This is a genomic window from Burkholderia cenocepacia (assembly GCF_900446215.1).
GTDB lineage: Bacteria > Pseudomonadota > Gammaproteobacteria > Burkholderiales > Burkholderiaceae > Burkholderia > Burkholderia cenocepacia.
The window spans coordinates 85,504-108,713 of sequence record NZ_UAQZ01000014.1; the positions used below are offsets into that span (position 1 = coordinate 85,504).

Annotated in this window: 37 protein-coding genes and 1 other RNA gene; 26 read left to right on the forward strand and 12 right to left on the reverse strand. The window is 63.0% G+C overall.

What is annotated here, in order from left to right:
• Positions 1-12: 12 nt before the first annotated feature.
• The 12 genes from DTA15_RS27030 to DTA15_RS27080 form a co-directional block, all read right to left on the reverse strand.
• Entirely contained in the window at positions 13-1,548 is a 1,536-nt protein-coding gene (locus DTA15_RS27030; protein ID WP_012492587.1) for a phage portal protein family protein, read from the reverse strand.
• Complete coding sequence (gene terL / locus DTA15_RS27035; protein WP_006484219.1) at positions 1,538-3,154, reverse strand: phage terminase large subunit; 1,617 nt, start codon at positions 3,152-3,154, stop codon at positions 1,538-1,540. Before terL ends, DTA15_RS27030 begins: the two co-directional genes overlap by 11 nt.
• Positions 3,155-3,160: 6 nt before the next feature.
• Complete coding sequence (locus DTA15_RS27040; RefSeq protein ID WP_006484211.1) at positions 3,161-3,658, reverse strand: DUF1804 family protein; 498 nt, start codon at positions 3,656-3,658, stop codon at positions 3,161-3,163.
• A gap of 3 nt (positions 3,659-3,661) precedes the next feature.
• Positions 3,662-3,937: a hypothetical protein gene (locus DTA15_RS27045; protein WP_227743223.1), complete on the reverse strand. Its 276-nt coding sequence runs from the start codon at positions 3,935-3,937 to the stop codon at positions 3,662-3,664.
• Positions 3,938-3,948: 11 nt separating this feature from the next.
• Entirely contained in the window at positions 3,949-4,173 is a 225-nt protein-coding gene (locus DTA15_RS27050) for a TraR/DksA C4-type zinc finger protein (protein WP_012492586.1), read from the reverse strand.
• Positions 4,163-4,306 (reverse strand): hypothetical protein, encoded by a 144-nt coding sequence (locus DTA15_RS38715; RefSeq protein WP_006484200.1) that lies wholly within the window; start codon positions 4,304-4,306, stop codon positions 4,163-4,165. Before DTA15_RS38715 ends, DTA15_RS27050 begins: the two co-directional genes overlap by 11 nt.
• Positions 4,278-4,739 (reverse strand): hypothetical protein, encoded by a 462-nt coding sequence (locus tag DTA15_RS27055; RefSeq protein ID WP_006484148.1) that lies wholly within the window; start codon positions 4,737-4,739, stop codon positions 4,278-4,280. Before DTA15_RS27055 ends, DTA15_RS38715 begins: the two co-directional genes overlap by 29 nt.
• A complete protein-coding gene (locus tag DTA15_RS27060; protein ID WP_006484177.1) occupies positions 4,736-5,407 on the reverse strand; it encodes a transglycosylase SLT domain-containing protein in 672 nt (223 codons plus the stop codon). The genes DTA15_RS27055 and DTA15_RS27060 overlap by 4 nt, the downstream gene beginning before the upstream one ends.
• Entirely contained in the window at positions 5,404-5,778 is a 375-nt protein-coding gene (locus DTA15_RS27065; protein WP_006491508.1) for a putative holin, read from the reverse strand. The genes DTA15_RS27060 and DTA15_RS27065 overlap by 4 nt, the downstream gene beginning before the upstream one ends.
• 141 nt (positions 5,779-5,919) lie before the next feature.
• On the reverse strand, positions 5,920-6,528 hold the full coding sequence (locus DTA15_RS27070) for a hypothetical protein (RefSeq protein WP_012492585.1): 609 nt from the start codon (positions 6,526-6,528) through the stop codon (positions 5,920-5,922).
• Positions 6,521-7,054 carry a hypothetical protein gene (locus tag DTA15_RS27075; protein ID WP_006484125.1) on the reverse strand — a complete coding sequence of 178 codons (534 nt, stop codon included), beginning with the start codon at positions 7,052-7,054 and terminating at the stop codon, positions 6,521-6,523. Before DTA15_RS27075 ends, DTA15_RS27070 begins: the two co-directional genes overlap by 8 nt.
• A gap of 54 nt (positions 7,055-7,108) precedes the next feature.
• Complete coding sequence (locus DTA15_RS27080) at positions 7,109-7,579, reverse strand: helix-turn-helix domain-containing protein (RefSeq protein WP_012492584.1); 471 nt, start codon at positions 7,577-7,579, stop codon at positions 7,109-7,111.
• Between the two features lie 81 nt (positions 7,580-7,660).
• On the opposite strand from DTA15_RS27080, the gene DTA15_RS27085 reads away from it, so the two are divergent.
• From DTA15_RS27085 to DTA15_RS27205, 26 genes are all read left to right on the forward strand, one after another.
• Positions 7,661-7,852: a DNA-binding protein gene (locus tag DTA15_RS27085; protein WP_006484183.1), complete on the forward strand. Its 192-nt coding sequence runs from the start codon at positions 7,661-7,663 to the stop codon at positions 7,850-7,852.
• On the forward strand, positions 7,849-8,901 hold the full coding sequence (locus DTA15_RS27090) for a hypothetical protein (RefSeq protein ID WP_012492582.1): 1,053 nt from the start codon (positions 7,849-7,851) through the stop codon (positions 8,899-8,901). Before DTA15_RS27085 ends, DTA15_RS27090 begins: the two co-directional genes overlap by 4 nt.
• A 69-nt stretch (positions 8,902-8,970) precedes the next feature.
• Positions 8,971-10,566, forward strand: coding sequence for a Mu transposase C-terminal domain-containing protein (locus tag DTA15_RS27095; protein ID WP_006484178.1), 1,596 nt, complete (start codon positions 8,971-8,973; stop codon positions 10,564-10,566).
• Positions 10,567-10,575: 9 nt separating this feature from the next.
• A complete protein-coding gene (locus tag DTA15_RS27100; protein WP_006484208.1) occupies positions 10,576-11,568 on the forward strand; it encodes an AAA family ATPase in 993 nt (330 codons plus the stop codon).
• A 7-nt stretch (positions 11,569-11,575) separates the two neighbouring features.
• Entirely contained in the window at positions 11,576-11,764 is a 189-nt protein-coding gene (locus DTA15_RS27105; RefSeq protein ID WP_006484199.1) for a hypothetical protein, read from the forward strand.
• A complete protein-coding gene (locus DTA15_RS27110; RefSeq protein WP_006484217.1) occupies positions 11,761-12,066 on the forward strand; it encodes a hypothetical protein in 306 nt (101 codons plus the stop codon). Before DTA15_RS27105 ends, DTA15_RS27110 begins: the two co-directional genes overlap by 4 nt.
• Positions 12,053-12,640: an HI_1489 N-terminal domain-containing protein gene (locus tag DTA15_RS27115; protein WP_006484204.1), complete on the forward strand. Its 588-nt coding sequence runs from the start codon at positions 12,053-12,055 to the stop codon at positions 12,638-12,640. The genes DTA15_RS27110 and DTA15_RS27115 overlap by 14 nt, the downstream gene beginning before the upstream one ends.
• On the forward strand, positions 12,637-13,263 hold the full coding sequence (locus DTA15_RS27120) for a DUF3164 family protein (RefSeq protein ID WP_006484130.1): 627 nt from the start codon (positions 12,637-12,639) through the stop codon (positions 13,261-13,263). The genes DTA15_RS27115 and DTA15_RS27120 overlap by 4 nt, the downstream gene beginning before the upstream one ends.
• Before the next feature lie 10 nt (positions 13,264-13,273).
• Complete coding sequence (locus DTA15_RS27125; RefSeq protein WP_006484203.1) at positions 13,274-13,666, forward strand: hypothetical protein; 393 nt, start codon at positions 13,274-13,276, stop codon at positions 13,664-13,666.
• A 62-nt stretch (positions 13,667-13,728) separates the two neighbouring features.
• Positions 13,729-14,001, forward strand: coding sequence for an HU family DNA-binding protein (locus tag DTA15_RS27130; RefSeq protein WP_006484135.1), 273 nt, complete (start codon positions 13,729-13,731; stop codon positions 13,999-14,001).
• Positions 14,001-14,068: hammerhead ribozyme type II (locus tag DTA15_RS27135), an RNA gene on the forward strand. The genes DTA15_RS27130 and DTA15_RS27135 overlap by 1 nt, the downstream gene beginning before the upstream one ends.
• A 9-nt stretch (positions 14,069-14,077) precedes the next feature.
• A complete protein-coding gene (locus DTA15_RS27140) occupies positions 14,078-14,911 on the forward strand; it encodes a hypothetical protein (RefSeq protein ID WP_006484140.1) in 834 nt (277 codons plus the stop codon).
• Positions 14,908-15,075, forward strand: coding sequence for a hypothetical protein (locus tag DTA15_RS38720; RefSeq protein ID WP_006484220.1), 168 nt, complete (start codon positions 14,908-14,910; stop codon positions 15,073-15,075). Before DTA15_RS27140 ends, DTA15_RS38720 begins: the two co-directional genes overlap by 4 nt.
• Positions 15,075-15,395, forward strand: a complete 321-nt coding sequence (locus tag DTA15_RS27145; protein ID WP_006484225.1) for a hypothetical protein — start codon at positions 15,075-15,077, stop codon at positions 15,393-15,395. Before DTA15_RS38720 ends, DTA15_RS27145 begins: the two co-directional genes overlap by 1 nt.
• A gap of 1 nt (position 15,396) precedes the next feature.
• Complete coding sequence (locus DTA15_RS27150) at positions 15,397-15,837, forward strand: regulatory protein GemA (RefSeq protein WP_006484158.1); 441 nt, start codon at positions 15,397-15,399, stop codon at positions 15,835-15,837.
• On the forward strand, positions 15,834-16,232 hold the full coding sequence (locus tag DTA15_RS27155) for a hypothetical protein (RefSeq protein WP_006484119.1): 399 nt from the start codon (positions 15,834-15,836) through the stop codon (positions 16,230-16,232). Before DTA15_RS27150 ends, DTA15_RS27155 begins: the two co-directional genes overlap by 4 nt.
• Before the next feature lie 213 nt (positions 16,233-16,445).
• Positions 16,446-17,591: a hypothetical protein gene (locus DTA15_RS27160; RefSeq protein ID WP_006484117.1), complete on the forward strand. Its 1,146-nt coding sequence runs from the start codon at positions 16,446-16,448 to the stop codon at positions 17,589-17,591.
• Positions 17,592-17,636: 45 nt separating this feature from the next.
• Positions 17,637-17,993 (forward strand): DUF2190 family protein, encoded by a 357-nt coding sequence (locus DTA15_RS27165; RefSeq protein WP_006484162.1) that lies wholly within the window; start codon positions 17,637-17,639, stop codon positions 17,991-17,993.
• 50 nt (positions 17,994-18,043) lie between these two features.
• Positions 18,044-18,991 (forward strand): hypothetical protein, encoded by a 948-nt coding sequence (locus tag DTA15_RS27170; RefSeq protein WP_006484206.1) that lies wholly within the window; start codon positions 18,044-18,046, stop codon positions 18,989-18,991.
• 74 nt (positions 18,992-19,065) lie between these two features.
• Positions 19,066-19,455 carry a hypothetical protein gene (locus DTA15_RS27175; protein WP_006484139.1) on the forward strand — a complete coding sequence of 130 codons (390 nt, stop codon included), beginning with the start codon at positions 19,066-19,068 and terminating at the stop codon, positions 19,453-19,455.
• On the forward strand, positions 19,452-19,955 hold the full coding sequence (locus DTA15_RS27180; protein WP_006484126.1) for a phage protein Gp36 family protein: 504 nt from the start codon (positions 19,452-19,454) through the stop codon (positions 19,953-19,955). The genes DTA15_RS27175 and DTA15_RS27180 overlap by 4 nt, the downstream gene beginning before the upstream one ends.
• A complete protein-coding gene (locus tag DTA15_RS27185) occupies positions 19,952-20,383 on the forward strand; it encodes a phage virion morphogenesis family protein (RefSeq protein WP_012492580.1) in 432 nt (143 codons plus the stop codon). Before DTA15_RS27180 ends, DTA15_RS27185 begins: the two co-directional genes overlap by 4 nt.
• Positions 20,383-20,985, forward strand: a complete 603-nt coding sequence (locus DTA15_RS27190; protein WP_006484182.1) for a phage protein Gp37 — start codon at positions 20,383-20,385, stop codon at positions 20,983-20,985. Before DTA15_RS27185 ends, DTA15_RS27190 begins: the two co-directional genes overlap by 1 nt.
• Positions 20,969-21,247: a hypothetical protein gene (locus DTA15_RS27195; protein WP_006484122.1), complete on the forward strand. Its 279-nt coding sequence runs from the start codon at positions 20,969-20,971 to the stop codon at positions 21,245-21,247. The genes DTA15_RS27190 and DTA15_RS27195 overlap by 17 nt, the downstream gene beginning before the upstream one ends.
• Positions 21,248-21,290: 43 nt before the next feature.
• The gene (locus tag DTA15_RS27200) at positions 21,291-22,769 is read left to right on the forward strand and encodes a tail sheath protein (RefSeq protein WP_006484128.1); all 1,479 of its coding nucleotides are present in this window, start codon (positions 21,291-21,293) and stop codon (positions 22,767-22,769) included.
• 45 nt (positions 22,770-22,814) lie between these two features.
• Positions 22,815-23,186 carry a hypothetical protein gene (locus DTA15_RS27205; RefSeq protein WP_012492578.1) on the forward strand — a complete coding sequence of 124 codons (372 nt, stop codon included), beginning with the start codon at positions 22,815-22,817 and terminating at the stop codon, positions 23,184-23,186.
• Positions 23,187-23,210 lie beyond the last annotated feature (24 nt).

Genomic DNA, 23,210 nt, shown 5'->3' on the forward strand with positions numbered 1-23,210 from the left:
TTTGAACGGCATTCAATCGGCCGCTTCCGTATCCTGGTCGACGTATCCCTGCGCGAACGACCATTGAAGTGCCTGCCGCATGACTCCGATCAGCTCGGCGTTATCGATCTCGCCGACGAGCTTCGTCAACTCGGTCTGGATCTCGGCCAGCGATCGTCCGTCGCGCTCGGCTTGGTCGAGCATCCGCGCAATCGGCTCGATGACAGCCGCTTCCAGCGCCGCATCCGCCGCGTCGGCCGCCGATCGCACGCGCACGTCCTCGGCCTGCGCCGACTCGATCAGCACGGCGTCGTCAGCAGCAGCGAATTCGGCAGCCGGCGCTTGCTTCGGTGCGGGCAGAAGCGCGTCAGCGTCATCAGCGGCCTGCGGGATGTTCAGTTCCTCCAGCATCGCCTTGCGAGACGGCCGCGCACCCATATTCGCCGCGATCTGATACGTTTCCGCGCGATCCTTGCCTGCCGCGTTGATCTGGAAAAACTCCAGCTCGGGCGACGGCACGTCCTCGCCAAAATTGAACGTCGTGATCCACCGGAAAATCTGCGACATCGACGCCGACGCGATGTCTCGGTCGGAATCGTTGATATCGCTCTGGCGCTTCATTGCCGTTTCGGTTGCGGCCCGTGCACCGACGTTCTGCAGCTCGGCGATCATCGCCTGACCGGTGAGGCACTTCGACATCTCGCGGTTCGCCGCGTTGATGAGCGATTCTTGCGGCAACATCGAGCCCGACGTGTTCGCGACCAGCAATTCAACACTGGAGCCCTCCGGCACGACTGCATAGCCGCTGTCGATCATCGCTTCGATCGCTTGCGCCAGTTGATCCTGCTCGGCTTCCGACGCGCCGAGCCCGTACCGCGCGACCGGCCACGGCAAGCCGTGGCGCTCACAGAATTTCACGAAGTACTTCCAGCCGCCCGTCTTGAAGGTCCACGGCCAGAAACACCCCGACAGCAGCGGCGAACCGTACGGATTCGACATCGTGGCTACGTGCCGGGACACAATGAATCGATACGGATCTTCGACTACGGCGCCCACCGGCTCTGCGCGCGTCTTGAGCATCAGCTGTGCGTCGACGTCAAATCCGAACCGTCGATTCGGCCGATCGATCACATTGACCGGGACGACGAAGCCTTCCCAGGCATCCCACACCAGCTCGTGGACGCGGTAGCCGGTGAAAATCGCGCTGAGCATTTGCCACATGATTTCCAGCCAGTCGGTCACGACCGCATTCGGCCTGAAACCTTGCATCCACCGCTCGCACAGGTCGCGCGCCTGCTGCGCTTTCGCGTCATCTTCTGCCCACGTCACGACGCGATAGTCCATACCGCGAAACTCGCCGCGAATCGATCGAATCTCGCCGATGACGTGTGCATCGGCCATGATCGAGGCATAGACCGTGTCGGCGACGCCCATCGCGCGCAGCACCGGGTCTGGGTTCGGCAGCATGTGCAGCCGGCCGAAGAAATAAGGATCGGTGTCGGCTGCTGCGGCCTGCTGACCGAACACGCCGCGCACCGATCGAACCAGTCGTTTGATATCAAGAACCATAAACGGATACCTTTCGCTTGCCTGATTTGATTCGTGGGATGACCGAGCCGAGGCCGGAATAGGCCAGCATGTACAGCATATGCAACGCGTCCGGGCCGTCGTCGTGATCGGCTTCCGGATAGTGGGTCAACTGCTCGACGAGCACTGTCTGGCTCTTGTGCAGGCGAACCGTGCCGTTCGCGCAGTGCGGCTGAAGAGACAGAATCCGCAGGTCTTTGTCGTCGCTGGAGCGGATGCCGCGCGCCGGAACCGGGATCATTCGCTTTTGTGAACGTTCGACCAGCACATCCTTGAAGAACTCCTGGAACTGGATGATCTCGATGCCCCATACCAGGCAACCGTATTGCTCCTGGAACGCGATAATCGTTTCGATCTGGAGGTTGGGCAACATGCGTGCGATCTTCGCTTCCACCACATCGAGCACACCGGTCTTGCGGTTGAGGCCACCGACCAGGCACGCACACGGGTCACGGCCCTTGTTGTGCTTGCCCATCGACGGATCGTGTGCACCGAAGAAAATCCAGGCGTCGGACGGATGCACCCAGTACACCAGCTTCTGGAACGGCGCGTTCTCGCTATTGGTCGGATCGTTCTGATATTCGCAATCGAACGCGTGGTGATCGTTCGCGCGAATCTTCATCAGGCGCAACAGCGGGCGCATGGCCGGCCACGATACGACAGCGCCATCGTCCATTTCAGCCTTGCGCTGCGCATAGAACGCGTCGCATGCTTCCTCGCCTTCATTCAGGAATACTTCTTCCCACTTTTCCCACAGATCCAGCCGCTTCGGCCACTCGATGATGGCGCGGAATTTATGCGACTCCCATAGCGGGCTGCGATGCACGCGGTTGGCCACGCCGTCGTAATGCAGAATCGTGTTGAGGTAGATGATGTCCATCGAGCCGTCCGGCGGACCGAGCGGCATCACGACCTTTTTGACCCAGCGTTCAAGCTTGTCGCGCTGGGTCTTCTGCTGCACGTTCTCGTCGTTCTCGATGTCGTCGAGCAACACCAGGTCAGGCCGAAACGGGCCATGCCGAATACCGCGCATCCGCTTGCCCGAGCCGAACGCCTGCAGCTTGATGTCGGTTGCCGTTAGCGCAACGCCGACGTTCCAAACGCGCCCCTTGCCGACGTGTTCGGGAAAGTCCATCGCGAGCCGCGGATTGTCGGTCAGCTCGACCTTGATCGCCTCCAGCATCATCTGCGCCTGGTCGCTGCTGTCCATCACGATCGGGATGAATTTCTTCGCCTGGCGGATGATGCAAAGCAACGTAAAAACCTGCGTAACCAACGTTGATTTCGCTTCGCCGCGCGGTGCCGAAAGATTGATGAGCTTGCCTTGCTTTGCGGCGATGCGCGGCGGCAGGTTGTCGAAGCACCAGTCGTGAAAAACGGATGATTCGACCGCGTTGCTGTAGTGCGGGAAGTAGGTCTGAAAGAAGAAGCGATAGTCGCCCGAGAACACGCGCATACGCCGCTCCAGGCGCGCGTCTTCGTCCACCGCGAATCCGTCGCACGCGGCATCGATGAGGCGGCGCTGGTCGTCGGTGAATGCCATCAGCTCCTTCAGGAACTGTTCGGCGGCGTTGGATTTCTTTGCCATCGTGGATCAGGAATATTTTTTCGCGACTTCCTGGCCAAACTCTTCCAGGTACGCAATGAAGCGCGCGTGCTCTTTCGGATACTTCGTCTGGACGAACGACGCGAAGTCGCGCAGCACATCCATGCAGATCGACAGCGTAGCGAGCTTCGGATTGGAGCGGCCGGCCGCGTTCACCGTCTTGATGAAGCTGTCGGACAGGCGCGCGAGAATGTCGGCCTTCTGCACCGGCTGCAGCTTCTGGTTGTTCTTCAGCTCTTCGAGCATTGCAAGGAACTGCACCGACATTTCCTCGACGACCTGGCTAGTCATGTTGTCGATGTTGGTGCGGGACATGCGTTGTGCCGACCGCGCGATGTCCCAATCGTCGCCCGCCTCCTTCGAAGCGCGCTTCCAGTTGCGTGCGGTCTGGTACGACACCTTGCACACGTCTGCGGCCGTCGTCAGCGGCATGCCCTGCAGGTATTTCGCACGCAACTGGTTGCGGACCTTTTGGTCGTGGGCCATGCGTCAACCCTTGGTTGCGAAGTAACGCACGACTTCAACCAGCGCCGTCATCGCGCCACCGGCTACACCGCCGAGTCCAGCCGTCTTCGCCATCAGCTTGCCGTGATCGCCCTCCAGCGTCTTCACGCGATCTTCCAGACCGTCGATGCGATCGGACACGGTCTGTTTCAGATCGTCGATACGTTGATTGGTCGCCTGCTGACCGTGCTGCACCATTTCGCGGATACCGCGCAGCTCGCCCTGGATGTTGCCCAGCGCCAGCAGCAGCTTGTCGTTCAAATCATTACCAGTCATCGCGGATACCCTGTTCTCCGTTGCTCAAACCGTCCCTGGCATTCGGTGCAGCGTGTCGCATATGGCACGCATGCGCGTCGAGCGGCGGGGATCGGTTCGCCGCATTCGACACATTCTTCGGCGCCCGCGCCGTGGCACTGCGCGCGGGCAAGTTCGATCGCTACATCACGCTGCATCTGTTCGATTTGCTGTGCCAGCTCGAACTCGCGTTCATTCATCATCGTTATCCATCAACAGAAAAGGCGCGCATCCACTGGGCATCGAGTCGATCGCCGCGAGCACGCCACAAAACCGCGCTGCCAGGCCGTAGTACAGCCGCGCAACGTCACGGTGGTTCGCTTCCAGGTCCGGCATGCGGCCGCTCGCCGGCTGCGGCAGCGTGTCCGGCGCTCGCGTCAGATTGGGCGGTGGCGGCACTCGCAAAGGGTCCGGCGTTGGCGGTACGCCAGCGCTGCAGGCGGACATCAGGCAGCACGCAATCGTCAGCAGGTGCAGGCGGGTCATGACGGGCATCCTCATCGAGCTGGTGGAAGTAGCGGTCTACGCGCTGGACGCTCGCGTCTGCGCGCTGTCCGGCCTGTTGTCCGCGTTTGATATCGCGGTCGATCCGCTTGATGTCGCCTTGGTATGCGCGCTGCGCCGCTGTCGCGTTGTCACGCGTCGCGGCGCTCTTACCGTTGGCGCGGCCGATGAAGTACGCGGCGCCGTGCGTCGCGATCAGCACGACCACGACTGCGGCGCCGATCGCGCGCAGGTAGCGCGCATCAAGTTCCGGAAGATCGATCATGGCGTGCAGCTCCCGATTCCCCAGCCGGCGCGAACGTACAGCGGTTCGTGTTGCTTCAGGATGCGGCGCGGATAGTCAGCGTTCTCGCGCTGGTTGCCGGGCGCGATGCCCGGATTGATGTCGCACGTCTTGCCCAGGCAATACTGCGGTGACGTGGACAGCTTCTGGCGCTTGTAGACCCATCCCAAGCCGCCGTTGTAGCCGCTCAACGCGAACGCCATGCGCTCGCATGGGTTGGCGGCCTTCACGCGGTCGTACAGGTGCTTGTCGTACGTGACCAATGCACGCATTGCCCAGGTCGGGTTGTACGGATCGTTGTCGCGCAGGCCGGGATATGCACCGCTAATCCAGCCTGCTGTCGACGGCATGAACTGCGCCAAGCCTTCCGCACCTACCGGGCTCTTTGCGTTGGCCCGCCAGCGGCTTTCCTGATGGATCTGTCCGGCGAACGTTGCGACCGGCGCTTCGAGCCCCCAGACGAGCTGCGCCTGGCGCCGTAGATCGAGCCGATAACGGGCAGCGTCGGCGGGCACCTGCGCGTGGGCCGACGAGGAAAGCACCAGCGCGACGATCACCAGGACGGCGATCGCGGCCACAGAAAGGGCCAGCGCGCGAAGCGTTCGGATAATGTCGTCGCGCAGCGCGCGCAGGATCGCATCGAGAATCATGCTGCGAGGCCCACGCAAATCAGGCTGGCAGCGACGATGATCGCGCGGCGCAAACTCGCTGCCTTGAACAATTCCGCGTGCACGCGAGGATCGAGCGCGATTTCGCATTCGAATTCGCTCAGTTCGGCGCCAGCCATGTCGACTTCAACTTGATCCAGAGTCGGCACAAATTCGTGCGGCCGCGCGTACGGAAAAATGAGGCGATCGAGCCAGTAGCCGCCCCAGCCGCCAAGCGACATGAGGTGTGCTTTGTAGAACGTGACGGACAGCAGCGGATCGGACTGCCGGGTGGTATAGGCGAGGATCGCCAGCACGATGCTGGCGACGAGCCAAACAGTAAGACGCGGGGATTTAAGACGGGAAACCTTCACGAGGAGCACTCCAATAACTGGGTGCATTCGCGACGGCGGCACCCGTAACCTGATGAGGTTTCAGGTTACGGATTAGGGATCAAGCAGGCTTTATGAAATGTTTCACCAACGGGAGCCGAAAACTAGAACCAGCTTTTTACTTCACGATTTCGAGACGCTGTCATCATCACATCGCCAAAGCATCTTGTCTTGCTCAGCGGGCTTCAGTAGCGCTTCCGGCTCACAGTTCCGGCGCGGGGCGGAAGCGCTCTTCGAGGTCTGGATGAACACCTGCGGTTTGGGCGGATTCTGTAACTGTCGATCGCAATCGCTGATGTTGTTCTGGTAGGCCTGTATGCTCTTTTCGGCCCATTGCTTCCGATCTGTTTCCGATATGGAGCGAATCGTTTCTTCAATAGCTTGACCTGCTGAGAGACCGAGCATGGTGCACCATCCAAGCGGTTCGGACATCGGTTTCCCGAACAAATCCGATGCTTGTCCGGCCAGTTTGATATTTTCCATTCCAGATTTCAGCGCATAGGCATCGGGTGGGGTAAACGCGTTCGGGTCGGAAAGGAACCTCGACATCAATTCGGTGGTGTGATTCATCGATCTCACGATGGCGTCGCGAAATTTCTGCGCGTTGTCTCGTTGTTCGCGATACTGACGGATCTCTTCAGCGTTGTTTCCTACGACCGTTTGAGAATCGCCACAAGCGCTCAACGCCAACAGCGCGAGGCAGCTCGATATCGTCCGGGCAAGTTTAAGCATTTCGCGCTTCCCAATACGATTGCCATTTTGTCATCGCGAATGCGAGCGTAGCGCGTAACTCCCAAGCTGTCATATTTCGCAGCATCTCACGATTGAAATTGGTGCGACTGAATTCCAATGTCGCTACTTTGACGTGAGGAACGATAGCCCAGATTCGCATCACCTGAGCAATCATTGCGTCGTTCGACAATTCCCGACCAAATGCGCAGTTACGCCATCCATTGAGATACACGTTCGCGCGCGGGAACATGTCGGCGATCATTTCGTCGACACTCTTCACGCCCAGATGTGTGTTGAGGGACGCCCGTACCAACTTCGTCGTCACAAGCCCGGCTTCGGCCGCGACTACTTCTTCCGCCCACGCTGATAGCTGCGCGCGTTCTTCGCGCGACAGCCGTTCAACGGCCTCTGCCGGTGGCGCGTCTGACTGCAGCACCTGCGTAATCGACAAATCACCGGCAACTTGAATGATGCCGAACCCCGATGCGCTCATTGTGCCGAGCGTTTTCCCCGATTTTGTTGCCATGCTTTACATATTCCCTCGATGCCGTCGGCAATTGTCTTGAGCATCAATTGGACTTCATTTTTTGCCCGTGCGAATACGCACTCGACTGCCGACCTGCGTGATCCCACTTCCACTCGCGACCATGTTTCCGTCGCCTTGAACACGGTGCCCCCCACCGGATGGAGTCGGATCGTCCACCGATCCTGCCTGGGTCTCCGGGAGAAATGCCACGACCATAGCCGCCAACTGTGCGGGCGTAACCGCCATGTTGGCAGCCGAAACCATCGTGAAAGCCTTCTCCACCGCCGACTTTACCGTATCGACGGCAAACCCGGAATGTGCTGCACGTTGCCCAGTGACCACGTATTGGATGTCGACACCATGCTGCGCGATGGCCGCCAAATATATGGAATCTGGTGAACGTTTGTTTGTCTCGTAGTTACCTTGTGTTGTCTTTGTTACGCCCGCAACGTCCGCAAATGCACTCTGGCTAAGGTTGAGACGGGTTCTTTCCTCGCGCAGACGCGCACCTACGTTGTTTTCCATGGTCGGCCTCTTGCATGGCCAACGTTTGTTTGCTATTGTGCTTCAAACGTTGTCCATATGGTTGTCAATTGCGGAGCAAATATGACAGGTGAAGCCGTCAAGCGCAAGCTGCGCGAACAGGGAAAGACCATCAAAGAGTGGGCGCAAGAGCACGGTTACGACTACGTGCTGGTCTCGCGCGTCATCCGTGGCGTCCAGAAAGCCAACTACGGCAAGGGGCATGATGTAGCGGTTGCCCTGGGCATGAAGAAGCCTGGGGAGGTGGATGCATGAGCACGTCCGCCAAAAAGTCCCGGCCGACCTCCGAGGTGGTTGCTGCCGCGCATGCAACAGCGAATGCCGTCGTTCCTGCGAATGGCAAATCACCGGTGTCCGGTAATTTCGCGTTCACCGCACAAGAGGCAGACCTTGCCCAGGCACTGGGGATCGACCTTGACGCGCCGATCGTCGACCGCCTGGAACGCGCAGTCGACCGCGTCAACCGTGCTACCAGGTTCGTTATTGAGGCTGGAACCCTCCTGCTGAGTGTTCGGGCCGACTGCGCGCACGGGGAATTCCTTCCGGCGCTGGAAGAACGCGGGATTCCGCAGCAACGTGCGTGCGAGCTGATGTCGTATGCCAAGTTCGCGGCGAGCTTGTCTGGCAGTGACCGCGATCGTGTCTTGGCACTGCCCAAGATGAAGGTGCTTGAACTGGCGAAGGCCGACCCCGAAGTCCTGCAAGACCTGTTCGAAGACGACGCGAAGTTCGGCGAGCTGACCGCGCTGTCCGTGCGTGATCTGCGCGTCGCACTGCGCGATGCGAACGCGAAGCGGACTGACCTTTCCACCCGTAACGAGAAGCTTGAGCGCGAGCGCGACCGCCTGCAGGAAGAGCTGCGCGTGCTGCGCGAAGGCCGCGTCAAGACCGGCGGTGACGTTCCGGTCGTCGTCCAGGACATTCGCCTGGAGTGCGCGGCCCTGCACAAGAAAGCGCTGATGGCGGTCGAGGACATCGGCCGGCTCGGCCGCGAGTTTCTGACGAATGGGCTGCCCGACGATTCCGAGTGGAATACCCCCGTCATCCGGCACCTGTACGGCTCGCTCACGGCGCTGCACGCGGTCATCGGCGGCCAGATCGCCGACATGCACCGCAGCTTCGGCGCATTGCTGAACGGTGAACAGTCCGTTCTCGATACGTTCTCGCCGGATGAGGCCACGCGCTGCGCGCTCGAATACCGCGCGCTGATCCAGGAGCACGACCACGAGGCCAAGGCGCGCGAGTGGGAACGCGAAATGGAGCGCCCTCGACGCGGCCGTCCGCGCACCGCCCCGACGAAGTAATCCATCCATCCGACCGACTACCGCCCGACCAGGTGCGATATGCGATCCGTACTCTTGAAATCCGACATCATGACCAGCCAAGTTCCGGCTGCGCTCAACAGCGATCCGTGGCTGATCGCCACCGAAGCGCAGCGGCAGACGGCTGAGCTGCGCTTCCAGCTGATCGGCCCCGGCGTGCAGCTGATCCAGGCCGGCGCCAGCGTCAACAACGTTGCGGCGCTGCTGGCCGAGCGCTTGCGCGACACCGATTCGGCCGTGCAAAAGCAACTGCTGGCCCGCCTGGGCGAGGTGCCGTCCGTGTCCACGCTCAAGCGCTGGCTGTCCGGCTACCGCCGCGAAGGCAAGGTCGGCCTGCTGTCGGCCCATACCGGCCGCGTGCGCAAGGATTACGGCTGGGAGCTGCGCGCAACCGCGCTGTACAACCTTCCCAGCAAGCCGACCTACGCAGCGGTCGCGCTGAAGCTGCGCAAAGAGGGATTCGACACCGCGACCGACTCGCGCGTGACGCGTTACTTGAAGTCGCTGCCGGCGACGCTCGGCGAGAACAGCCCGGCCCGCGTCGGCAAACACCTGCACAAGCTGCGGCACCAGAAGTACCAGCCGCGCACGCTCGAACAGATCAAGGTGGGCGACATCTACGCAGGCGACGGCCACACCAGCGATTGCTACGTGGCGCATCCGAACACGGGCGGTCTGTTCCGGCCGGAGCTGACGGCGTTCATCGACATCCGTTCGCGGTACGTGCCGGGCTGGTATCTGTCCGAGTCCGAATCGGCGCTGTCGACCGTGTTCGCGCTGTCGCACGCGATGCAGACCTATGACCACCTGCCGCTGTTTCTCTACCTGGACCGTGGCGCAGGCTATCGCGCCAAGATGCTGAACGACCAGGCGACGGGTTTCTACGCACGTTTCGAAATGGACGTGATCGGCGCGCTGCCGGGCAATCCACACGGCAAGGGCTGGATCGAACGCTGGTTTCGCACCGTGCGTGACCATCACGACAAGTTTTTCGCGGGCGGGCAGTTCTACTGCGGCAACGACATGGCTGCCGAGGTGAATCGCCGTCTGTCCGTCGAGGTGCGTTCGGGCAAGCGTCGCCTGCCGTCACTGGCCGAGTACATGGCGAGCCTGGCGAACTTCATCCACGAATACAACCACACGCCGATGGACGTGCTGGACGGTCGCACGCCGGCCCAGGTGTGGGCGTCGCTCGAACGCAATCCGGTCGTGCTGTCCGCCGAAGCGATCGTCCGGCCGCGCGAGAAGCGCACCGTGCGCCGCCAGATGGTCGAGCTGCACAAGCGCCAGTACTACGCGGCCGAGCTGGCGCTGTACGACGGCAAGTCGCTGACGATCGAATACGACCTGCACGACGACCGCACGGTGTGGCTGTACGACGCGAAAGACCGGTTCGTGTGCCAGGCCGCGATCGTCCGCACTATCGGCGTCGTACCGCAGTCGCGCCTGGAAGAGCAGCGCGAAAAACGCCTGCAAGGCCAGGTCAAGCGGCTGGAACGCAAGGCCGACGAAGCCCGTGCTCGTGCCCAGGACAGCATCACCGTCGACGAACAGCTTGCCCACCTGCCGGACCTCAACGTCCAACCCGTCATCGATCTGGATCGCCCTGGCAAGGGCATCGTGATCGACCTGCTCGACAACGAATAAGGAGTGACCATGACTTCGAAGAACCAAAACGACAACGCCGTGGCCGTTCCGGTCGAGTGGCCCGAGCACTACAGCGAAGCGAACCGGGCCGAAGCAGCCGCCATCGTGGCGCAGCTCGCCGAGATCGGAAAGACGCGCTCGTGGCTCTCGCGCCTGTCGCGCGTCAACGTCGGCACCATGTCCACGGTGCTGAACGGCAAGTACACGACCGAGCCGACGAAGTGGCTGCGCATGATGTCCGATGCGCTGTCGACGTACACCGGTCGCGCGACGATCAACACGATGCCGCACGTCCAGACGAGCGTGTCGCAGCTCGCAAATGTCGTGTGCGACCGCGCCCGGAAGTACCGCAATTTCGGCGTGTTGACGGGCTTCGTTGGTGTTGGCAAGACGGACGCCGTGCGCCAATACAAGGAACAGAACAGCCACACCATCATCATCGAAGCCAACCCGAACATGTCGCCAGCCGTGATGCTCGATGAGCTGCTGACGGCATCGTCGGCCCCGATGGCGCGCACGCTCGATGCCAAGTTTGCGTCGATCACCGAGGCACTGACGGGCACGACGTATCTCATCATCGTCGACGAAGCCGAAACGATGATGCCGAGCTGCCTGCACTACCTGCGCCGCATTCGCGACAAGGCCGGGATCGGCATCGTCCTGGTCGGCACCGATCGGCTGCTGCAGCTCATCAAGCCCAGCTACGGCCAGTTCGATCAAATCCGCTCGCGCGTCGGTTTCTGGCCGCAGGTCGTTCGCGGTGTCTCGCGCGAGGATGCAGACGCGCTGGCGCAGGCTGCGCTGGATGACCAGGGCGAGCTGTCCGGCGAAGTGCTGGACGCACTCTGGCACTACTGCCGCGGCTCGGCCCGGATGCTCATCGAGAACTTTATTCCGGCGCTGCGCGACTACGGCCTGAAGAAGAACCACGATCTGTCGGCCGATCTGGTGCACGCGGTCGCACGCGACGCGCTGCTGCTCGGCGACCAGCGCAACGCGTGAGGCCATCATGACGAATCAAACCGATTCCCACATCACGATCCGCCATACGGCCGGTCGTACCACCGTGCGTGCCACGGGACGCTATGCGCGACCGTTCCTCGACGCGCTCGCGAACGGTGCGCCTTCCGGCGAGGCCGCCGCATTCTCGGCGTGGCTGACGTTCCAGCCGCGTACAGCCAGCGAGGTGACGGCATGAAGCGCCTGCCCAATCTGACTGCCGGGCCGGTGCTGGCCGAGCTGCTGTCGGGCCTGCGTCGCGTGCGTGCCGAGCTGCGTCGCCTGGTCGTACGTGTTCGCGCGCAGTGCCAGCTGCGCCGCATTGATCGCGACGAGCGGCGTGCGGCGCGTGACCTCGACTGGATGCGCCGCGAGCTGGACCGCACGCAGACGAACTTCACGTTGCTCCAGGGCGCGTATGCGAATCAGCGGCGCGCGCTCTACCGTCGCTTACAGGACACCGCCGTCGAGCGCACGGGAGGCAGCAATGCCGCTTCCTGAAGTCGTTTGCCCGAACTGCCGCGCCCGCATGAGCCTGGACGTGATCCTGGCCGACGACAGCATGCGCGACATCGTAATGGCGCTCGCCGACATTCATCCGGCCGGCGAAACGCTGGTCAAGCCGCTGCTGCGCTATCTCGGCCTGTTCGGGCCGCGCAAGTCGCAGATGGCATGGGGCCGCATGGCTGCGCTGATGCGCGAGCTGGTGCCCGAAATGCGCGCGGCACAGGTGAGCTGGAACGGGACCACGTACGCGGCACCGATCGACACCTGGGCGGCGGCGCTGGCATACGCCGTCGACCAGGCGCACGCCGGGAAGCTCGATTTGCCCCTGAAGTCGCACGGCTGGCTTCGATCGGTGATGGCCAGCCGAAGCGCCCGCGCGGCTGGACGAGTCGAGGATGCCCGAGAAGCGCAGCTGCGCGGCGTGTCCGGCACTGGAACGGTCGAAGAGCGGCGAACGCCAGTGCCGCCCGAGCCCGGCCCGATACACGTCGACGCCACGCTGCCGAAAGCTGAAATGCCCGCACACATCCGCCAACAACTGAAGCTGAAACCAAGGAACCCATCATGACCGAGCAGACGATTGAAACCATTCCCGCCGGCTACCGCAAGAACGCGCGGGGCCATCTGGTGCCGGAAGCCACGATCCGCGACATCGACCTGGAACGCGATGGCCTGGTGCGCGAGCTGATCGTCGCTGTGAAGGCGCAGCAGGCTGCGCTGCGCAAGCTGAAGGAGCGCGCATTCGGCGACGCCAACGCGTTCATTTCGCTGTCGGCCGACAAGTACGACGTGAAGATCGGCGGGGCCAAGGGCAACGTGACGTTGCATTCGTTTGACGGTGCGCTGAAGGTCGTCATCCAGCGCGCGGAAAACATGTCGTTCGACGAGCGCCTGCAGGCGGCGAAGACCCTCATCGACGAGTGCATCAACGAATGGGCGCGCGGCAGCGATCCGAAGATCCAGGTGCTGGTTCAGCAGGCGTTCGAGACGGACAAGGAAGGCAAGATCAACGTCGGCCGCGTACTTGCGCTGCGCCGCTTGGAGATCACGGACGACAAGTGGCAACGCGCCATGCAGGCGATCGGCGAGTCGGTGCAGGTCGTCGGCACGAAGACGTATATGCGCTTCTACGAGCGCGTCGAGGGCAGCGAACAATACACGCCGATCAGCCTCGACTTCGCGTCGCTGTGAGGGGCTGGCCATGCACCTGCTCAATTTCCAGCTGCAGTTCGAGCCGCTGATAACCGGCGGCTACAAGCCACACACCATCCGTGCGAAACGTGCGGATGGCCGCGACCCGGAGCCCGGCGACGTGCTGCGCATGTACGTCGAGCAGCGCTCGCCGCGCGCTCGGATCATCGCGCAGGAAGTCTGCGAATACGTGTCGGACATCCAGATTCTCCCGCCGCTCGGCGACCGCGTGCCGCAGGTATTCGTCGGCGCACGGTTGCTGGACGAGCTTGACGCGGAAGCGCTGGCCCGCGCCGATGGCTTCGATGGCTGGCGCGACATGGTGGCGTACTTCGCCGACCGGTACGGCCTGCCGTTCACCGGAAACCTGATCGGCTGGAACCGCACGCCGTCGTACGTCTGATTGCAGTAACGCCCGCCGCGAGCGCTTCGCGGCTACCTACCTCAACCAGGAGAAACACCCTCATGAACAAGTCGCAACTCATCGACGCCGTGGCGAAGAACGCCGAGCTGACGAAGGCCCAGGCGGCTCAATCCGTCGAAGCCGTGCTGAACGCGATCCAGCTCGGCCTGCAGGAAGACGGCGACGTGGCGCTGTCGGGCTTCGGCACCTTTGCCGTGGCAGCGCGCAAAGCACGCACCGGCCGCAATCCGGCGACGGGCGAATCGATCCAGATCGCCGCCAGCAAGGCCGTGAAATTCAAGCCCGGCAAGGCACTGAAAGACGCCGTGAACTGATGCGAAACGCCCGCGCGAGCGGGTGTCTATCCGGCGTGGTGGCCGGGTACTGACGATGCAGCCGAGGAACCCCAAAATGACGAAAAATGAACAGAGCGTGACGGGCACGCACTCACCGCAGCAGGTCGCCGCTGACCTGTTTCGCATTGGCGAGAACCCGAATTTGCCAGCGTGGCAATACCCGGTGCTGCAGCGGGCAATCGGACTGCTGGCGTCTCCTGTCGAGCAGTCCGCAGCAGCGCAAGTCGAAGAAATGATTCGCTTCTGCCCCGAGTGCGGTCGGCTCGCGGATATTCCGGTCGGTTACGAAGCGTGCTGCCCGGACTGGTCGGAAGCGCGGATGGTCCCGAAGCGCTTCGCGGAACTATGCGCGGAGACGTTCAGGCTTTGCGTCAGCCGGCCGGGTCTGAATTCGGCATCCTCGCCTGCGGACAAGCGGGCTGCGTTCAGCTCCGACGATCTAGATTTCGCACCGGACGCGCAGCATACGGTCGCGGATATGGCGAACATCGGCTATGCGTTGCTTGAACAGATTGTGCGAATGGTGCCCGGCTATAGCTGGAACGACTCGCCGGTCGAGATCGTCAGCGACCTCATCAACGAGCGCGACGAAGCCCGAGCTTCCACTACCAACGAGCCGGAGGCCGAGGGGTTCACCTACGCGACCAAGCAGGCGACAGCGTGTGCATCGTGCGGCGAGCATAAGCACACGCCTCTTCGCGTTGATCGGATGGGCGGCTACGTTTGCCTGACGTGTATCGATCACGAGCTGGACCGTTCCGTGGCGTTGGCCGACGACCAGCGTGCTGCCGTCGAATTCGCGCTCGGCGCGTGCGCGGGGCACGTTTCCGGCGAGCGTCATGTGCCAGCGCTCGAATCGTTGCTGTCTGCCACGCAGGAGGCACGATGACGCTTGTTCGTTACGTCGTGATAGCGCTGTCTGCCGTTGGCGCAGCGGTCGTCGCGGCGATGCTGCTCGACGGCTTGGGTATCGGCCACGTTCGCATCTACTTCGGTGCCGATCCGCTCGTGTGCACCGTGCCCACCGAAACCTCGCGGGGAGTGACACTGTGATGGACGTGAAGATCTTCTATGAGGTCGTCGATGGCGAAGAAGTGGAAACGGTGCGCGGCGATAGCATTCGACTGCCGTACACCGACGCTTCGTTCGGCATGCACGCGGACTGCGACACCTGGGGGCGAGTCGTCGGCTGGACCGTCACGCACCTGCTGTCCGGAGCACCGGTCGGGACGGGCCGCACGCGGGACGCGGCATTCGCAGCCGCCATCGCGTACGTCGAGCAAAACAAGCCGCACCTCGCGTCGATGTTTGCGAACGCCGCTCAGGCCCGTGTGTTACTCGAGCACCTGCAACGTAAAGCGGAGGCCCGCTGACATGGCGCTGTCCACAGATCCGTCGAAGCGCGACAGCCAGATGGTTCGCCTGAAGGCGATGAAGGCCGGCATGAGCGAAGACCAGTACAAGGATTGGCTTCTGGCGCACTTCGGCGTGCGCTCGGCCACCGAGCTGTCAGCCAAGCAACGTCGCGAGGCGCATGCACGGCTGCACAAGCTGCTCGACTCGATGAAGCCGCAGGCCGCTGCTGGTGCATGGAACGAACCGCAGCTGCGCAAGCTGTCCGCGTTGTGGGCGCAGCTCGCGATGTGCGGCGCGGTGCGCGTGAACACGGCCGAAGCGTTGGAATCGTGGGCGACAGGTCGCATTCCGACGCTTGCCGCGCTGCGCTTCGCCCGAGCCGACCAGCTGCAGTATCTGATCGAAGCCGCGAAGAAATGGTTGCTTCGCGTGCAACCTGATGCCGAAACGACCGCATGAATACGCCGCCCCTCATCAACCGTGCTGCGCTGCCCGAGCTGCTGCGCGAACTCATCGACTGCGTTGGTGAGGCGGCTGCGTTCGCGCTGATCGACTGGCGCGGCGGCGCATATCTGTCGGTGCCCAAGCGAGTCGATCCGCAGCACATGCTGGTCGAGCACATTGGCCCAGTCGCGTTCGTCGCCCTGGTCGAGCGCTTCGGTGGCGAGACTGTCATGCTGCCGAAGAAGGACGCCGTGACGCGCCAGCAACGGCATCAGATCGTTCGCCAGCTCCGCATGGAACGGCTCACGGTCGACCAGATCGCGATCCGCACCGGGTACACAATGCGCCGCGTGTTCCAGATACTCGGCGAGCATCCCGCAGAACCGTCCAGCGGCGACCTGTTCGAGTGATCGCCGCCCCCTCCAGCCAGACCCTTTTCAAAAAGCGCTGAAACGTCATCAAAAACCGCTGATGACCTGTTGGACGACTCTACGGTCGTCCGACCCCGCCAACGGCTCCTAGGCCGTTTAAATCCGTCTCCCTCCCAGATCGCCACAGAGAACCATTTGCTTGTGAAATGGTTCACCATTTTTTCCTGTTCCGCGCCCCGCAGACTGCGAGGCATGGACACGACCACTTCTCCCCAAGCCAAGGGCCTCGCCAACTGGATCGAGGTGTTTCGCGCCGGCAACCATGTTGCAGCTGACGGGCGACCAATCAGCTTCTCGCGCGCCGATCTCGACCAGATGGTCGAGAATCACGCGCTTGGCGCAGCGCCCGCCGTGCTCGGTCATCCGAAGCACAACGATCCGGCCTATGCCTGGACGGCCGAGCTGAAGCGCGACGGCGATCTGCTGTTCGCGCGCTTCGAAGACATCAACCCGCAGTTCGAAGCCGGCGTCGAGTCCGGCGCGTACCGCAATCGTTCCGTGTCCGTGTTCAAGGACCAGCAGCGCGGCTGGCGCGTGCGCCATGTCGGCTGGCTCGGCGCAGTCGCACCTGCGATCGACGGCCTGCGGCCGGTCGAGTTCGCGGACGGCCAGGAGTTTTTCGAGTTCGCCGCGCCCGGTGTCACGCAGCTCGGTTGGGGGCTTGAAACGGCTGCCCGCCTGTTCCGTAGTGTTCGCGAATGGCTGATCGGCGACCGTGGCCAGGACGTGGCCGATGCCGTGGTGCCCAACTGGCAGATCGATTCCATCGAAGAAGCTGCGCGTGCGGCAAACGACGTTGAGCCCGTCGTCGCAGCTTCCGCTTTTTCTCACCCCGGAGGTAACGACGTGACCATCACGCAGCAAGACCTGGACCGTGCGCGCCAGGAAGCCATGACTCGGGGCCGCGAGGCCGCAACCGCTGAATTCAGCCAGCGCATCGCCGATGCCAACGCCCGTGCCGAAACCATCGAAGCCGAGCGCCGCGCCGAACGCATCTCGACGCAGATCGCTGGCTGGGTCAAGGAAGGCCGCGTGCTGCCCGCCGAACAGTCCGGCTTGGCCGAGTTCATGGCGCAGATTGAAGCCGGCGGCCAGTCGTTCGAATTCGCCGCCAGCAACGGCACCGTGAAGAAGACGCCCGCGCAGTGGTTCGCCGAGTTCATGTCGGCACGCGCGCCGGTCGTGAAGCTGGGCCAGCGCGACATCGGCGACGCACAGACCGATGCCACCGACCCGCAGGCGATCGCGAACGCGGCCACCGAGTTCATGAAGAGCCAGTCCGACAAGGGCATCACGGTGTCGTACGCCGACGCCGTGCTGCATGTCAGCAAGGGCTGACGCTCGCTGGAACGCCTTTTACCGACACCCTGACAGAGGATTCACATGCTGACCAACAAACGCATTCTGGTTGCGAACTACGTCGCATCCGCCGCGCTCGGCGCGCGTCTGCTCGCCGCATACGGCGACGCGGACGATCACGCAACGGCGCCGACCGGCGCGGCTGGCGAAAAACTGCTGGGCGCCACGACCGATGTTGGCGCGGCTGCGGGCGAGCGCATCGACGTCGTGCTGCTCGGCCCGACGCCGGTGGTGTACGGCGCGGCCGTCACGCGCGGCGACCGCATCAAGGCCGACGCCCAGGGCCGCGCCATCCCGGCCGCCGCAGGTGACGCATCGATCGGCGAAGCGCTGCTGAGCGGCGTCGTCGGCGACATCGGCTCGGTGCTCATCGGTCGCTGATCGCGACGATAACCGGCCACCCCTCGAATCACTCTATACCGGAGCTATCCATGCCCAGTCCGTTTCCGATCGATCCGCAGTTGACCGCCATTGCAGTGATCGTGCGCAACCAGGCGATGATCGCCGATCAAGTTCTGCCGCGCACGTCGCCGCTCGCGAAAACGCAGTTCGCATACCAGTACTACCCGCCGGCCCAACAGTTCACTGTTCCGGACACGAAGGTCGGCCGTCGCTCGCAGGTCAACCAGGTCGAGTTCAACGGCGAGCGCCTGCAGGCCGAAACCGAGGACTACGGCCTGGATCATCCGCTGCCGCAGACCGACATCGACAACGCGCCGAACAACACGAGTCTCGAAGCGCTCACGACCGAGATGCTGGCCGGCCTGATCCTGCTGGATCGCGAAATTCGTGTGTCCCGTACGGTCTTCGATCCGGCGACGTACAAGGGCAATGCGGAGAACGTCGCGGCAACCGATCGTTTCGACAACCCGAACAGCGATCCGCTGGAATTCCTGCTCGACGTGCTCGACCGCCCGATCATGCGCCCGAACGTCGCGGTGCTCGGTCAGTCGGAGTGGCGCGCGCTGCGCACGCATCCGGTGATCGCGAAGGCAGTTCACGGCAATGCTGGCGACAAGGGCGCGGCCACGCGCGAGCAGGTCGCCGAGCTGCTGGAAATTGACCAGATTCTGGTCGGTCGCGCTCGCGTGAACCTGTCGAAGCCGGGCCAGCAGGCCAAGATCGCGCCGGCCTGGAGCGGGGGCATGTCGCTGCTGTACCAGGACACCGCAGCGGCCAAGGTCGCGGGCGTGGTCGACGGCGCCAACGTGACGTTCGGCTTCACGGCCGAGTACGGCACGCGTATCGCGGGTGCCCAGTTCGACGACCGCATCGGCCTGCGTGGCGGTCGCCGCGTGCGTGTTGGCGAATCCGTCAAGGAAATCGTCTGCGCGCCGGAGCTGGGTTTCTTCCTGAAAGACGTCATCACGCCGGCATAACAACCGCGAGAGAGCGCCAGCGACCCCGGCCGACGTGGATGTGCGGCGTCGGCCGGGTGCAGGCAAGAGAGATCATGAGCGAGAAAACCTATGAAGTGCTGGAGCCCGTTCGGATTCATCGCAAGTCGCGTGCTGTGGGTGCGTTCGTTGATGCGCACCCCGATCACGTCCGCGACCTGGTGCGCAGCGGCGTGCTGCGCGAAGTCGGTGCCACAGGCGGAGATCGGACGGCCGGCAACGGTTCGCAGCTCGAAGCCGACACCAGTTCCGGCACCGCGATGGACGCTTCCCAGTCGAGCACGTCGGCTGGGAGTGAAGGTGCCCCGCAAGGTGGCGAAGGCACGAAAGAGCCGGTGAGCGAAGCCGCGAAAGGCCCCGTCGCTCCGCCCGCCACGAAGTCCGCGAAGACCAGCGCGACGCAGCCTGCTGCGAAGCGCGGTGCCGCCTCGAAGGGCCGCAAATGAGCGCGTACGCCACGCTGACCGAGTACGTGCAGGAGTTCGGCCTGGAAGAAACCAGCCAACTGCTGCGTGATGAGGAAAGCGAGCTGCTCACGCCCGAGCTGCTGCGCGAAGGCGTCGCCGGCGAGTACGCGCCCGATCGCACCGACGATGAGCGTGCTACGTGTGACCAGGCGATGGCCCGCCTGACTTCCATGCTGGCGCAGTCCAGCCGGTTCATGGATGGCTATCTGCGCGCCAATGTGCGGCTCCCGCTGGACCAGGCCGACATCGACCAGACGCCGCTAAAAACCTGCTGCCTGTCGCTCACGCGCTGTTCGCTGCAGGACGATCCGGACAACGCAACCGAGCAGCAGGAAAAGCGCTGCAAGTACTGGAACGATTGGCTGCGCGACGTTTCGACCGGCAAGGTGCGGCTGCTGCCGCCGCCCGCCGCGAGCGGCCGCCGCGTGCTGTGGGGCAAGGTGCCGAGCGCCTACAACTGGGATAGGTACGGGAAATGAACGGCGTTTCGGTGCAATGGGCATTCGACGACAGTTCGATCCGTCGTCACCTGGCTGCAATCGGTGGCGCGACGTTCGATCGTGTTCGCCAGGACATTGGCGAATACATGCTCGGTCAGATTCAGGATCGCTTCGACTATCAGCAGCTTTGGGACGGTTCGGCCATGCCGCAGTCGCGCGCGGCGACTGCGCGTGGTGGGAAGACGCTGATCGATACGACCCGGCTCTACAAGAGCTACGTCTATCGCCTGGTCAGCGGTGGGCTCGAAATCGGCAGCAACGTTGTGTATGCCCGCATCCAGCATGAAGGCGGCGATGCTGGTCGCGATCATTCGGTGCACATCGATGCCCGGCCTGTGCTTGGTGTTAACGAGCGCGACGCCAACGTGATCGGCGACATGCTGCTCGACGCGGTGAGGATGATGTGATGGCGCACGCACTGATGTCCACGGCGATTCTCGACGCGATGAAGGATGAAATCCGGGCGCGCATGGGATCGCAGTTCAAGACGGTCGAGGACTACGGCGGCCAGTTTGACGAAGAGGAAGTGTCGTCGAAGTCGTTTGTTGCACCGGCCGCTTTCACGACGTGCCTGGGATGGCGCAAGTCGCCAGCCAGTGGGAAGTACCTGGGCAGCAAGTACGTGTGGGAAGCGCGCTTCGCGGTCTTCATTGTCACGAAGAGTGCAACGCGGCCGCAGCGCATGCGCGACGCGATGGTCCGCGCCGAAGTGCTGTCACGCGTGTTCCAGTCATGGGTCTATCCGCAATGCACCGGTCGACCCGAAGGGCTGATGGCCGAGAACCTATACAACCGGAAGCTCGACGCCAAGGGGCTGACGGTCTGGATGGTTGCGTGGTGGCAGGAAGCCGAGTTCGAAGGCGTTCCGGCAACCGCCGATCTGCCGGAGCTGGAAGTGGTCGACATCACGAGCGATCCGACCATCGCGCCGCAGACCACGCCGGGCGAACTGCCCGATCTGATCGTCGAGCATGAAATCAAGGGAGTGAGATATGGCAGTGAAACCTAAGACCGGCGCAGGTGTCGCCGATGCAACCGGTGACGTGGCGACCGATTACGACGTTGCCGTGACGACGACCAGCTCGAAGAGCATGCCCGCGCCGCGTATGGGGCAGTTGATTACGGTTGTGGCCGGCCCTGGTCGCCACGTCGTCAACCGCGAGTTCGGCGGCGTCTACAGCGAGACCGATGCGATGCCGGCCACCGTCAACCCGCGCATCCTGCGGCTGCTGGACGATGAAGACCTGATCCGTCAGGCCGACGCGCAATAACGGGCCAAACGCACTTTCAACGACCATTTAAGGGACATTCGACATGCTGCCGAACCTGCTTTCCGTCAACTTTCTCGTGCCGTTCGTCGCACACAAATTCGATGCCAGCAAGGCGATTCGCGGCCTGGTCGGTATGCCGCGTAGCGTGCTGCTGATCGGGCAGGCCAATCCGCCTGCCGTTGTCGACCTCACGAAGCGCCATCGCATCACCAGCGAGTCCGACGCCATCGCGCTGCTCGGCGAAGGTTCGATGCTGCTCGCGATGTGGCGCATGGCGAAGAGCAACGCCGATCTGGGCATCCCGATCGACGTGGTGATCGTCGCCGACGACGCTACCGCGATCGCAGCAACGGGCAAGGCCACGATCACGATTGCCGGCGAACATTCGGCCGGCGAGCTGCCGCTGTATATCGGTGGCACTCGCGTACGCATCGGCGTCACCGTGAACGACACCGCGCAAACGGCCGCGCTGAAGATGGTCAACGCGATCAACGCGATTCCTGCTCTTCCGGTTACTGCGGCCGTCGGCGCTGCTGCTGGTGAAATCTCACTGACCTGCCGCTGGAAGGGAGCGACGGGCAACAGCATCGACATGCGCGGCACGTACTACGCCGACGACTCGGTGCCGCTCGGCGTCGGCCTGACGATCACGCCGTTCTCCGGTGGCGCGGTGAATCCGGACATCACGCCGGTCATTCCCGCCATCAAGGGGATCGCGCCGACCGAGTATGCGATGCCGTACACCGACAGCACGAACATGGGCATCCTGGAGGAAGAGCTGAATCGCCGCTGGGAGTTCGACAACATGAAGGACGGCCAGGCCGTGACCGTCGTACGCGGCACCGAAGGCGAAGTGTCCGCATGGCTGTCACCGCGCAACAGTCCGATGTGCCACACGATCTGCGTCACGCGCGACCTGACCAACCCGTGGGAAACCGCAGCGGCCGCAGCGGCCGCCATCGAGAGCCATTGCGCCACCGACCCGGCATTGCCGTTCACGGGCGTGGCGTTGACCGGCTACGTGGCTGCACGGCTGGAGGATGACTGGGAGGTCGAGCAGCGCAACAACATGCTCGTCGCGGGCGGCTCCGTGCTGGAGTCGATGGAAGACGGCACCGCGAACATCCTGCGCATGGTGACGAACTACACGAAGAACTCGGGCGGTGCCGATGACAAGAGCTGGCGCAATCTGAACTGGGTCAAGACGCTTTCGTACTTCCGCTGGTTCACCGTGAACGTGTTCCAGACGCGCTATCGCGGTTACAAGCTGGCGGAGTACATGGTCGACCCGATTCCCGGCCAGAAGATCATGACCGCCGCGCTGGGCACCGACATCATGCTCAACAACTATGAGCAGTTCATCTCGGCCGGCCTGTTCCAGAACATGGAGTACTACAAGCAGACGATGCAGGTCGAGGTCGACGGCACGAACGGCAAGCTGAAGATCATCGACCAGCCCGTGCTTGTCACGCAGCACTACCAGACGGAAATCACGAGCGAGTTCGTCGCCGGCCACGTCTGATCGGTCAGCGTTTTCCGCATTTTTCGATATTCAAGGGAGTGAAACATGGCTTGCGATAGCGAACTTTTCCGGGTGGACAGCTTCACCGTCGACGGCGAGGAATGGCCGTTCACCGACGACAGCGCGACGATCGAGGGCGCGGCTGGTTTCGAGCGTGACATCTCGCCATCCTCGAACGGCCAGGACTACACGACCCGTAAGCGCGTGCAGCGCCTCATCAAGATGAAGCTGCAGTTCACGGGAGCGAAGACGCCCGACGACGTCAGCAAGGTCTGCGAAGCCCAGATCGTGATGACGAACCTGCATACCGGTCGACGTGTGCGGGCCGGCAAGTGCTCGTTCATGAGCATGGGCGAGATCGGCACCGGGCCGGTCGACGTCCAGTTCGCGGTGCTCACGCCGTTCCAGTGGCTGTAACGATCCGCTGAAGTCTCACCTCGG